Raw genomic sequence first — 11,841 nt, forward strand, 5'->3', positions numbered from 1 at the left:
ACCTGGCCGGTTGGTCAACCGTGGAACCCGGAACCGGACTCAAGGACTGAAACGTCTCAGGAGGAGGGAGTTGGTGACAACGGAGACCGAGCTGAAAGCCATCGCGGCGGCGGCGATGATCGGGTTAAGGACGCCGGACGCGGCCAGGGGGATCCCCAGGGTGTTATAAATCAGCGCCCAGAAAAGGTTCTGCCGGATCTTGACCATGGTGCGGCGGCTGAGACGGATGGCCGATACGATCCCGCGCAGGTCGCCGCCCATCAGGACGACGTCGGCGGTTTCAATGGCCACGTCGGTTCCGGTGCCGATGGCTATGCCAAGATCCGCGGTGGCCAGGGCTGGCGCGTCGTTGATCCCGTCGCCGACCATGGCCACGGTACGACCCTCCCGTTGCAGCCGGGCGACCTCGTCGGCCTTATGCTCGGGCAGCACCTGGGCCCGGACCTCATCGATGCCCACCTGGGCGGCGATGGCCCCGGCCGTGCGCTCGTTGTCTCCGGTGAGCATCACGACGTTAAATCCCATCTCTTTTAACCGGGTGACGGCCTCCCGGGAATGCTCCTTGACGGTATCGGCCAGCGCCACGGTGCCCAGGGGGCGGCCGCCGGCCGCGACGAGGATGGCGGTTTTGCCCTCCTTCTCCAGGCGATCCAATACCACCTCATCCGCCGGGCCTAGGGCGATCCCTTCGCCCTCCAGCAGGCGGCGGTTGCCCAGGAGCAGGCTTTGGCCGCCGACCGTGGCCCGCACGCCAAGTCCGGGAACCGCCGCAAAGTCCGAGACCGGCGGGAGGGAAAGATCACGTTCGGCCGCGTAGGCTGCAATGGCCTGGGCCAAAGGGTGTTCGGAGTTTTTCTCGCCGGCGGCGGCCAGGGCAAGGAGTCCGTCCGGGTCGAGGTCCCGGCCGAAAGGCACGATGTCCGTCACCGCCGGGTGTCCCCGGGTGATGGTGCCCGTTTTGTCCAGGACGACGGTATTCAGCTTCCACGCCCTTTCCAGGGATTCTCCGCCCTTGATCAGGATGCCCATCTCCGCCCCGCGGCCCGTGCCGACCATGATCGCCGTGGGGGTGGCAAGCCCGAGGGCACAGGGACAGGCGACGACCAGGACGGCGGTCATGTTCAGCAGCGCCGGTCGTAGGGCGCCCGTGCCGAAAAACCAGGCCAGGAAGGTCACGGCGGCGATGCCGACCACGGCCGGCACGAAATAAGCCGCGACGACGTCGGCGAAACGCTGAATGGGGGCCTTGGATCCCTGCGCCTCTTCGACGACGCGGATGATCTGGGCGAGGGCGGTGTCCCGCCCGACCCTGGTCGCCTCAAAGATCAGGCTTCCGTGGCGGTTGATCGTGGCGCCGGTGACCCGGTCGCCCGGTCCCTTTTCCACCGGCAGGCTTTCGCCAGTAAGCATGGACTCGTCCACGCTGGAGTGCCCCTCGCGGACGACGCCGTCCACCGGCAGCCGTTCACCGGGGCGGACCACGACCAGATCGCCGGCGCGGACTTCATCCACCGGGATATCGATTTCGGCGTCGTCCCGGATGACGCGGGCCGTCCTGGGCTGCAGGGCGATCAGCTTGGAGATGGCCTGTGAGGTGCGGCCCTTGGCCACGGCCTCCAGCCAGCGGCCGAGAAGAACCAGGGTGATGATGATGGCCGAGGTCTCGTAATAGACGAAACCGTTGAGGAAAAAGGTGTTGGCCGCGCTGTAGACATAAGCCGCGGTGGTCCCGAGGGCGACCAGGACGTCCATGTTGGCGCTGCCATGGCGCAGGTTCAGGTAGCTGCGGCGGTAGAATTGAAAACCGGGGCCGAACTGGACGACGGTGCCCAACATGAACTGGAAAAGACGGTCCATAAGGAACATGGGCAGGGGCAGCCCGAAGACCTCGGCGAACATGGCATATGAGAGGGGAGCGGCGGCGAGGGCGGCTACAATGAGCCAGAATCTCTGGCGGGCGGCCTCGCCGCTGCCGGGAATCTTGCCGTCGCTTGCCCGGGGGGATTCGGGAACCGCGACGCCGTACCCGGTTTCCTCGACCGCCCGTTTCAAGTCGGAGAGCCCGGTCACGGCAGGGAGGTAGGTTACAAGGGCCCGGTTATTGGCCGGGTTGACGCTCGCCGCCAGCACCCCGTCGGCGGCCGCCAGCCGGCGCTCCACACGGGCGGCGCAGGCGGCGCAGGACATCCCGGTGATGTCCAGGTTGAGGGTGGCGGTCTCGACGGTGTAATCCAGGTCCGTAATGGCGCGGACGATGGCGGCCAGGCCGACCCGGCGCGGATCGTACATAACGGTGGCCTTGCCGGCGGCCAGGTTGACCCGCGCTTCACGCACGCCCTCCATGGCGTTCAGCCGCCGCTCGATCCGCGCCACGCAGGCCGCGCAGGTAACGCCTCCCACGGCCACGGTCGCCGAGCGTTCAGCGGGCGCCGCGGCTTCCGGGGGCGGTTCGACAACCGGGAGTCCCTTGGCGCTCATGGCAGCCCCTCCTCATTGTGCCCGCGGGTATCGAGCCCCCCTGCCCGCAATCCTGACCGGGACGGCGGGGTTTCTCTCCTGAGAGTAGCATGCGGCTCGGCACTGCGCCAGGAAAAGCATGGCATCCCGAGGAGCCAAAGAAGCGGATGCCGCAAGGCATCCGCCCGTTAAAGGAATGAAAGAGGCGGGTGCTAGAGCCGGTCCGCCATGCGGAGCACGATGTTGGCCATGGTGCGCTTCTCTTCGTCGGTGCTGACCTGCCACATCTTTTCCATTAAAGCCTCTTCCGGAGAATCAGGCTTAACGAACTTGGCGACGACGTTCCCCAGGTGAACGATTCCTTCCGCGATCTGTTCGTTGGAGAGCCCGGCTCCTCTGCCCTCCTGGATCTTCTCGGCGATCTCCTTGGGGAATGATGCCAGCTTCGGATCCATGCAAAAGTCACTCCCTTTATTCGTTTGACTTTGTATGTCTTAGGTTTTAACGTTGGTGTAAGGTTGATTCAGGAAGATTGTGTCAGCGATGTGATTGTCGGGGTTATGGCCGGGTGGGGTTAAACTAGGCTCGAAGGGATGGTCTGCAGTGGCGGAGCAGCGGTTTCACTTTTCACCGCGCCCGAACCGGGCGCACGAGATCAACTGGCGGGAATGGGGGGATGCCCCCTTCGCTGAAGCGCTGGTGGAGCGAAAGCTGGTCCTCCTGTCGATCAGCGGTGTCTGGTGCCACTGGTGCCACGTTATGGACGAGACCAGCTACTCCGACCCGGAGATCATTTTTCTCGTGAATGAGCGGTTCATCCCGGTACGGGTGGACACGGACCAGCGGCCGGACGTCAATGCCCGGTACAACCTCGGCGGGTGGCCGACGACGGCCATCCTGACGCCCGAGGGTCGGCTGGTGACCGGCGGGACCTATATGCCGCCCGACGAACTCCGCCCGCTGCTGGAGAAGGCGAGCCGCCTGTTCGCCGAGGAGCCGGAGGCCTTCCGGTCGGATGAGCCGATCCTGCGTGGGCCGGAGCTCGCCGTAACGGAGGAACTCACGCTGGAGTTTTATGAAGGTGTCGCCGGCCGGTTGCGCCGCGCCTTCGACCGCCGGTACGGGGGGTTCGGACGCGCGCCCAAGTTTCCCATGGTGGAGGCCCTGGAGATGGCCCTGAACCTTTATTACCATGGGTCCCGCGAGGATGATCTTGAAATGGCGTCCTTCAGCCTGAAGGTGATGGCGGGCGGGGGCATGTACGACCCGGTCGAAGGGGGATTTTTCCGTTACAGTACCAGCCGGGACTGGCTTATTCCTCATTACGAGAAAATGCTCGAAGACAACGCCGGCCTCCTGGGGGTACTGGCGCTGACCTACCAGGTGACGGGGGACGTCCACTTCCTGGACGTGGCCAGGGACGTCATGCGCTACCTGGAGGAAAACCTCCACCTTCCGGACTCCCGTTGCTGGGCCGGAAGCCAGGACGCCGACGAGGGGTATTATATGCGCGACCTGCCGGAGCGGCGCCGGATGGGGCGCCCCTACATCGACCGCCGCATTTACACCGACTTCAACGCCCTTCTGGTCCGGAGCCTCTGCCAGCTGGCCTGGGTGACGGGGGAGGGCCGTTGGCAGGAGATGGCGCTTGCCACCCTGAACGCCCTTTGGCGGCGCGCCTACCGTGAAGGGCAAGGGATGGGCCACGTGATCGATGACAAAGGCCTGGTGAGCCTGGTGGGCCGGCTTGAAGACCAGGTGGCGACCGGGAGGGCCTGCCTTGCGGCCTACCAGGGCACGGGGGACGGGGTCTGGCTGGAGCGTTCGCGGGCTTTGGCCGCCGTTTGCCGTGCCCGGCTACGGGCCCCAAACGGGGGCTTCTACGATATCCCGCCCGACCCGGGGGCGCCGGGGGCCCTGGCCGTCCCCCTGGTCGATTTCCAGAGCAATGCCCGCGCGGCGCGGTGGCTGGTTGAGCAGTCCGCCCTGACCGGAACGGAAGACGACCGGCGGGAAGCCGTCGCCGCGGTGAAGACAGCCCTGGCCGGCGGGCGCGAGGCCGGCATCCACGCAGCCGGCCTGGCCCTCGCCGTTTACGAATGCCTGGCTCCCGCGACGACGGTAAGGGTGGTCGGGCGACCAGGCAAAGAGACGGCGGCGCTGCATCGCGCTGCCTTGGCCGCTTACCGGCCGGGGAAGGCCGTGCGCCTGCTCGAGGCCGGGCGCCACGACGAGGCGCTGCGGGAAGCCGGATACGCAGCCGGCGCGAAACCCCAGGCGTACGTCTGTATCGGCAGGCATTGCCTGGCTCCGGTCGGCGGGCCTGCGGAACTGGTCGACCTGCTGCAGCGGGCGCAGGCGCCGGACGCCAAGGGGGCCCCCGGCGATCCGGCAACCGCACCAGGATAAGCGTGCCTGGCATATTCCTGCGCCTCTCCGGTGACCCTAGGTGCCAAACGGGAGAGACAGGAAAGGGGAGAGTCCACGTATGCTTGACGGGATCTACCTGATGGGTGTCCTGATCGAAGAACGCGCCGTGCACGGACCCGAAGTGCAGGAAGTGCTCACCCGTTACGGGTCGGTGATCCTCAACCGCAGCGGGATTCCGGACCCCTCGCGGAAACGGGGGATTATCAGCGTCACTTTCCAGGCTGACGAAGCCGGCGCCGAGAAGTTTCGCCAGGATCTGCTCCGTGTGCCCGGGGTGCGGGCCGAGGCGGTGCGCCTTGGTGACGCCCTGACGTAGCCAGGCCGGCACAGCGCCGCGTGGCGCGCGCACCGGGCTCACCGCCCCCTTGCGCGGCGGTGCCGGCCCGGTGACCCAACCCGATTTTCATCCGCCCGCATCCGTACCCCGCCTCCCGCGACCCGTATCCGCAAGGCAGGAATCCACCCCCCGTGCGGCGAATCCTGTCCAACATTCTCGAAAACGGTGATCGTCTTCCCCTCGGACCGGTGAAAGATGCCGCGCCGCAAGGGGAGTTTGTGTATGGCTGTTTGCCGTTTGGGTGGAGGGTGTTGGTTTGCGGGGGCGTGTACTTGAGGAGAAGGAGCGCGAAAGGTTCGATGCTTTTGTAGCCGGGCACGCCAAGGGTCATATTCTGCAATCCTGGGCCTGGGGTGCGGTCAAGGCCGGCACCGGCTGGCGGGCACACCGCCTTGTGCTGGAAGATGATGATGGCGGTATTCGGGGCGCGGTCAGCATCCTCGAGCGGGAATTGCCCGTCGTCAGGCGTCCCATTTTTTATTCCCCGCGGGGGCCGGTGGTCGACTTCGGTGATGCCGAGGCCTTCGCCGCTCTGTGCCGGGCGGTCCGGGAATTAGCCGAAAAGCGGGGAGCCGTTTTCTGGAAGATCGACCCCGATCTGCCGGCGGAGCCGGCGACGGCGGCCTTCCTGCTGGACCAGGGATTCCGTGAACTGGCGCGGGGTCCGAACTTCGAGGGCGTGCAGCCCCGGTTTGTCTTCCGGCTTTCCCTGGAGCGGGAGTTGGACGGAATCTTTGCCTCGTTCTCTTCGAAGACGCGCTACAATATAAGGCTGGCGGGGCGCCGGGGTGTGACGGTGCGCACCGGGACGGCCGAGGATCTGCCGGCCTTCTACGCCCTCTTGCGGGAAACGGCGGAGCGCGACCGCTTCCTTATCCGGGGTGCGGGATATTTCGACCTCATCTGGCGCCACATCATCGAGCGCGGCTACGGGCGGCTGTTCATGGCCGATTACCAGGGGGAGCCGATTGCCGCCACGCTGGCCTTCACCATCGGGGACAAGGCCTGGTATATCTACGGCGCCTCGGGAAACCGGCACCGGGACGCGATGCCGAACTACGCCCTGCAGTGGGCTATGATCTGCTGGGCGAAGGAACTCGGCTGCCGGATGTACGACTTTCGGGGGGTTTCGGGCGATCTGAACCCGGACAACCCCCTCTACGGCCTGTACCGCTTCAAGAAAGGCTTCAACGGTGACTTCGTGGAATTCGTCGGCGAGTTCGACTACGTCTTCGCGCCCGTTATCTATAACCTCTGGCAATGGGGCGAACCGCGCTACCGTCGTTGGCGGGGGCGGCTGGCGGAGTTGCGGAAGCGCCTGGCGGGGGGTGGCCGCCGGTGAGCGAAGCGCGGCTTTTACCGGAAGTCGGGCCGACCTGGGTGGAGATTGACCTGGACAACCTGGCCCATAACGTACGGGAAGTGCGTAAGATGATCGGCCCCCGGGTACGGCTGCTGGCGGTGGTGAAGGCTGATGCCTACGGGCACGGTGCGGTCGAGGTGGCGCGGGTCGTCATGGCGCACGGGGCCGACCGCCTGGGGGTCTTCAGCCTGGCGGAGGCGCGGGAACTGCGCGCCGCCGGGATCAAGGCGCCGACCATGGTCTTTGCGTCGCCGCTCCTGGAGCAGGTGGACGAGGCGGTGGCCCTGGACGTGGCGGTCAATGTGGCCGCCGAGGATGTGGCCCGGGCGTTGGGCGCCGCCGGCCGGCGGGCGGGACGGACCGTGCCGGTACACCTGGAGGTGGACACCGGCATGCGGCGCGGCGGGGTCGGGCCGGCGGAGGCGCCGGAGCTTTGCGCCCGCCTGGCGGAGATCGAAGGGATCGCCCTGGAGGGCGTTTATACCCACTTCGTGCACCCGGACGCCCGGAGGAACAGGAGACAGTTGGAACAGTTCGAGTCCGTTCTCGCCGAGTTGACACGGCGGGGGCTCAGGCCGCCCATAGCCCATGCCGCGAACAGCGCCGGAGTCGTCGGGCTGCCGGAGTCTTATCTCGACATGGTCAGGGTGGGGAACCTTCTCTATGGCGTGGGGGCGCATGGTTCCGGCCTCGACGTCAGGCTCACCTGGAGCTTGAAGGCGAGGGTGGTGCAGGTCCGCAGGGTGGCGCGGGGCGAGGGGGTAGGGTACGGCAGCGACTTCATCGCCAACCGCGATATGACCGTCGGCGTCCTGGCCGTCGGCCTGGCCGACGGGTTCATGCTTGACCCGGTTCGCCCGGTGGCGCGCCCGCTGGATTGGTTGAGCCGGGTGGTTATGGCCGGGCTGCAAGGCTGGCGCGCCATGTCACGCGGGAACGGCGTGCGCCTGGCCGGTCGTCCCGCGCGGCTGGTAGGGCGGGTTGGCATGCAACACTGCCTGGTCGACATAAGCGGCATGGATGTCCAGGAGGGCGACGTGGCGACTGTTCAGTGCCGCTGGACCGCCGTCTCGTCCAGGGTGCCCCGGGTATACATCGAGACGGGCCGGCCGATTAAGGTGGCCCTGCCGGCGGAGCGGCGAATAGTGGCCTTCGGCACGCCGTCGGCCTGAGGGGCCGTCCCTCTTAACGGTTGTCCCGGTCGGCGAGGTTCGCTTCCGCTTTGCACCGGCCTTCCCGGGCCAGGGCCTCTTCTCCGGCCTCGACCAGGGCGGCGGGTCCGCGCCCGGGGTCGGGCGCTTGGGATGGCGGAACGATACCGTTCACCGACTTATTCTCATCGGCCAGCCCTATCTCCTTGGCCGTTTCCCACTGCAAGTAGTCGTATTGCCTCAGGGTGCGCAGCCGGTCGAAATCCTTCTTATGGCTCATCACTCAACACCTAGTGTGCAGTTTGTTTATCCTTGGGCAGCTTTATTCATACAACCCCCCTCTTGCAAATAATCAGAAAACACATTATCTTATTGGTTAGTGAAAACGGTAACAAGTCGGAGCTGTTATGACTATAAATTACACGGGGTGATGTTGGAATGCTGACCAAGATCCTGGCCGCCGTTGACGGTTCGGCGAACTCTATTCGTGCGGTCCACGTGGCGGTAGACATCCTCCTGCGCGATGCTCCCGGAACACTGACCCTGGTTTACGTCGGGAAAGCACCGTCGGCGTTGGAATGGTTCCACGGGCCCGGCGGGGGTTTGACCGGAGGGCTGGGCGAGGTGGAACGGCAGGAACAGGCGGCGATCGAGACGGCGACCAGGGAGGGGCACAGCATCCTCGAAGAGGCCTACGCCGTCGCCCTGGAGAAGCTTAAGGAGCGCCCCGTACGCGTCGAAAAGCTGGTGGTCTTCGGTGACCCCGCGGAGGAGATTATCCGGTACGCCGAGGAGAAGGGCTATGATGTCGTTGTCATGGGCAGCCGCGGCTCAGGACCGCTACGGGGTGTTTTGCTTGGAAGTGTAAGCTACAAGGTTCTTAACAGCGCACGTTGCCCCGTCCTGATCGTCAAATAGAGGCAGGCGATACGCTTTGACAGACGCATCATGGGCTTTCATGGCTTTCGGTTTCCTGGGCGGGGTCGGCATCCTCCTGTACGGCATCCAGGTGATGGGTGACGGCCTGCAGAAGATCCTCGGCCGTCAGCTTCGCCAGATGCTGGAATCGGTGACCAAGAGGCCGGTTTTTGGTGTTCTGGCGGGTGTTGTTGTCACCGTCCTCTTCCAGAGCAGCACGGCGACGACCGTGATCCTCGTCGGCCTTACCAGCGCGGCCGTCATTACCCTGAGGCAGTGTATGCCGGTGATCCTCGGCGCCGATATCGGCACGACCATCACCGCCCAGCTTATCGCCCTCAAGTTTACTGAACTGTCGCTCCTGATCGTGGGATTGGGCGCTCCTATCGTTTTCTTCGCCAAGAGGGACCGTCACCGCCGGATCGGTCAGGCCATCACCGGGTTCGGCCTGCTGTTTCTCGGCCTCAAGATCATCGGCGACACGATGCATCCTCTGCAGGATGTACCGGCCTTTACGGACACCCTCCTGGCCGTCAGCAGCAACCCGGTGCTGGCCGTGATCGTGGCCGCCCTGGTAACCTTCCTGGTGCACAGCAGCGCCGCGGTGCTCGGGATTGTCATGGTCCTGGCCACCAAGGGCATGGTCGACCTCTACGGGGCCATCTATCTCCTGCTCGGGGCCAACGTGGGCACATCCTTCACGGCCCTGCTGGCGAGCATCGGTTCCCGCCGGGAGGCGCAAAGGGTCGCTATGGCCCATTTTCTGGCCAAGATGGGCGGTACGGCTTTGCTCTTCCCCGTCGTGCCCTGGTACGGCTCGCTGTTAACCCACGTCACGCCCTCGGTGGCGTTCCAGGTCGCCAACGCCCATACCTTCTTTAACGTGGGGCTGGCGGTGGTCTTCCTGCCCTTCAGCAACTTCGGCTGTCTGATACTTGAAAGGCTGCTGCCGGACAAGAAGATCCCCGAACTGGAACCCAAGTACCTCCGCGAGGAGGTCATCAGCGCCCCCTCGGTGGCCATCGGATTGGCGCGCAAGGAAACGGTACGCCTTTCCGCCGAGACATTGAGGGTCGTGCGCGACGCGGAACGTGCTCTCCTGGAGGGCAACACGGACCTCCTGGACCGCATTACCCATAAAGAAAGAGTAATGGACACCTTATGCAAGACGGCGGTGTCCTACCTTACGCGTGTCCTGCGCCAGCCGCTGAGCCGCGATGAAATGGAGTACGCCATGGGGCTTATACACGTGCTGGACGGATTGGAGAAGATCACTGACATCGTGGAGCGGAATATCAAGTTCCTTATCGAGAGCAAAATGGCGCAGGGCGTTGAGTTCTCCGCGCGGGGCAGGGACGAACTGTCAAAGGTCATCAGCCAGGTGAGCGACCTGATGCGGGTGACGCACAAAGCGCTGGTACAGGACGACTTCTGTCTCGCGGAGCAGGCGGTAACCGGTCAGCCCCGGATAGCGACCCTGGTTCGGGAACTGCGGCAGGCACACGTCCACCGTTTGACGGAGGGGATCAAGGAGACGGAAGCCACCAGCAACCTGCACCTGGAGTTCCTGACCAGTTACCAGCAGCTCAGCGAACTCGTACGGGATATCGCGTTCACCATTCTGGAGCAGCTTGCCAAGAGCAAATGCTGTCTCCCCGGTGTCCAGGCCGTGGCAAAAAAAGCGGCGGATGATGTAACGGAGGAGAAAAAGGAGAACCGGGCGGTTTCAGCCTAGTCCCCGCGTTATTACCTTAGCACCCGGGCCAGGACGTGCGGGGTGACGTAGACCTCGGCCGCGGCGGCCACGGCCAGCATTGGAAGGACAACCTTCAGCAGGAAGGCCATCCGCCGGCCGACGGACGGCGCATCCCGCCCGTAAAGCTGGAGGTGGGCTGTGGACAGGGCGTACCCGGCGGCAAGCAGGAGCGCCGGCAACTCGATCACCCCATGCGGCGCCAGGCCGAGGACATAGGCCCAGGGGGAGATGCCCTGTTGTCCCAGGACCACTCCCATAAAGCCCACCATCAGCCCGTTGGTAGCGATCACGAGGAGTGCCGGCAGGGCCAGGAGGATGTGCCCGACGGCCAGCAGGATCAGGGCCACCGAGAGGTTCTTGAGGAAGATTCCCGCGGCCAGGACGGCCTCCCGTGTGCCCGGGGCCAGCGCCCGGCTGGCCCGGGCCATTTCCTTTAAGCCATCCAGGGATGGTTCCAGGAACCGGCCCACGGCGTCCGAAAAATAAGCGCCGGCGGCCGCCGCCGCCGCAAAGAGGATAACGGCCGCCAGAAAACCGTTGCGAAGCAGGGCGGGTGTCAGGGCAAACGCCCTCCCATTCCGTTTTTCCCACACCTTACCACAATCCATGCTCGCTGCCAAGGGCAAGACAGTACCGACTAACAAGGACTATGGCCGCGGCGGCGCCTCATTACGGTATAGACCTCCCGGCCGGGGGGCCGGCCTGCGTGCCCATTGACCCGAAGGAAGGCCGTTACAACCTGGCCGCCATGGCGTGCCAGGCTGACTTCGCCTTGAGGTCAGCCCTGGGAGAAGTTGTTCTGCGTGCCGCGAACGAGCAGAAGGTCCTGGATGAATCCCCCAGGCCTACAAGGATATTCACGCCGTCGTGGAGACCCTGGCCGAGATCGGGCTGACGCGCAAGGTGGCGCTGATCCTTCGGCCGTGATTAAAGGTGAAGATTAGAAACGCATGTTAACGGGAGAGGGGTCTTCCGGCCCGCCGCACAAGGATGGGGATGGATAGGGATGTTCTCCTGGATCAGACGACACCACCGGTATGCCCGGCGCTACCGCGCCATCGCGGGTACGCTTACCAGGCACGGCTTCGATTACCTGCTGTCGCAGCTCGGGCGGACTGAACTCGTCGCCCGCTCGCGCCGCCTGGTACGGCGGGGCCGGAAGGACGAAATCCTCCACCGGTCGCCTCCCGAGCGCCTGCGCCTGGTTTTGCAGGAACTCGGCCCCACCTTTATCAAGCTCGGCCAGGCCCTGTCCATACGGGGCGACCTGTTGAGCGAGGACTACATCCGTGAACTGGAGAAGCTCCAGGATGCCGTCCCGCCCGTGGATGCGCCGGAGATCCGCCGCCGGATCGCCGAGGAATTGGGTCGTCCCCTCGAGGAGGCCTTTACGACGTTCGACGCCGTAGCCAGGGGCATGTCGTCGAAC

At 65.1% G+C, this 11,841-nt stretch carries 12 protein-coding genes; 8 read left to right on the top strand and 4 right to left on the bottom strand.

What is annotated here, in order from left to right; translation table 11 throughout:
* Positions 1-39: 39 nt before the first annotated feature.
* Complete coding sequence (locus tag QMC81_06200) at positions 40-2,478, bottom strand: heavy metal translocating P-type ATPase (GenBank protein ID MDI6907060.1); 2,439 nt, start codon at positions 2,476-2,478, stop codon at positions 40-42.
* Positions 2,479-2,669: 191 nt separating this feature from the next.
* Entirely contained in the window at positions 2,670-2,912 is a 243-nt protein-coding gene (locus QMC81_06205) for a DUF3243 family protein (protein ID MDI6907061.1), read from the bottom strand.
* A 148-nt stretch (positions 2,913-3,060) separates the two neighbouring features.
* On the opposite strand from QMC81_06205, the gene QMC81_06210 reads away from it, so the two are divergent.
* The 4 genes from QMC81_06210 (at position 3,061) to alr (ending at position 7,759) form a co-directional block, all read left to right on the top strand.
* Positions 3,061-4,866 (top strand): DUF255 domain-containing protein, encoded by a 1,806-nt coding sequence (locus QMC81_06210; GenBank protein ID MDI6907062.1) that lies wholly within the window; start codon positions 3,061-3,063, stop codon positions 4,864-4,866.
* Positions 4,867-4,945: 79 nt separating this feature from the next.
* Positions 4,946-5,203, top strand: coding sequence for a hypothetical protein (locus QMC81_06215; GenBank protein ID MDI6907063.1), 258 nt, complete (start codon positions 4,946-4,948; stop codon positions 5,201-5,203).
* Positions 5,204-5,480: 277 nt separating this feature from the next.
* Positions 5,481-6,566, top strand: coding sequence for a peptidoglycan bridge formation glycyltransferase FemA/FemB family protein (locus QMC81_06220; GenBank protein MDI6907064.1), 1,086 nt, complete (start codon positions 5,481-5,483; stop codon positions 6,564-6,566).
* A complete protein-coding gene (gene alr, locus QMC81_06225) occupies positions 6,563-7,759 on the top strand; it encodes an alanine racemase (GenBank protein MDI6907065.1) in 1,197 nt (398 codons plus the stop codon). Before QMC81_06220 ends, alr begins: the two co-directional genes overlap by 4 nt.
* Before the next feature lie 13 nt (positions 7,760-7,772).
* Here the strand turns inward: alr and QMC81_06230 are convergent, their stop codons facing one another.
* On the bottom strand, positions 7,773-8,018 hold the full coding sequence (locus QMC81_06230; GenBank protein ID MDI6907066.1) for a hypothetical protein: 246 nt from the start codon (positions 8,016-8,018) through the stop codon (positions 7,773-7,775).
* 158 nt (positions 8,019-8,176) lie between these two features.
* Here QMC81_06230 and QMC81_06235 point away from each other — a divergent pair, with 158 nt between their 5' ends.
* Both QMC81_06235 and QMC81_06240 read left to right on the top strand, forming a co-directional pair.
* Positions 8,177-8,656 (top strand): universal stress protein, encoded by a 480-nt coding sequence (locus QMC81_06235; protein ID MDI6907067.1) that lies wholly within the window; start codon positions 8,177-8,179, stop codon positions 8,654-8,656.
* 16 nt (positions 8,657-8,672) lie between these two features.
* Positions 8,673-10,391 (top strand): Na/Pi cotransporter family protein, encoded by a 1,719-nt coding sequence (locus tag QMC81_06240; GenBank protein MDI6907068.1) that lies wholly within the window; start codon positions 8,673-8,675, stop codon positions 10,389-10,391.
* A gap of 11 nt (positions 10,392-10,402) precedes the next feature.
* Here the strand turns inward: QMC81_06240 and QMC81_06245 are convergent, their stop codons facing one another.
* Positions 10,403-11,005 carry a stage II sporulation protein M gene (locus QMC81_06245; GenBank protein MDI6907069.1) on the bottom strand — a complete coding sequence of 201 codons (603 nt, stop codon included), beginning with the start codon at positions 11,003-11,005 and terminating at the stop codon, positions 10,403-10,405.
* 113 nt (positions 11,006-11,118) lie between these two features.
* Between QMC81_06245 and QMC81_06250 the strand changes: the two genes are divergently transcribed.
* Together QMC81_06250 and QMC81_06255 are read left to right on the top strand one after the other, a co-directional pair.
* The gene (locus tag QMC81_06250) at positions 11,119-11,307 is read left to right on the top strand and encodes a hypothetical protein (GenBank protein MDI6907070.1); all 189 of its coding nucleotides are present in this window, start codon (positions 11,119-11,121) and stop codon (positions 11,305-11,307) included.
* Between the two features lie 111 nt (positions 11,308-11,418).
* Positions 11,419-11,841: hypothetical protein (locus QMC81_06255; protein MDI6907071.1), on the top strand; the 423-nt coding region annotated here is incomplete at its 3' end.

The organism is Thermoanaerobacterales bacterium, from assembly GCA_030019475.1.
GTDB lineage: Bacteria > Bacillota > Desulfotomaculia > Desulfotomaculales > JASEER01 > JASEER01.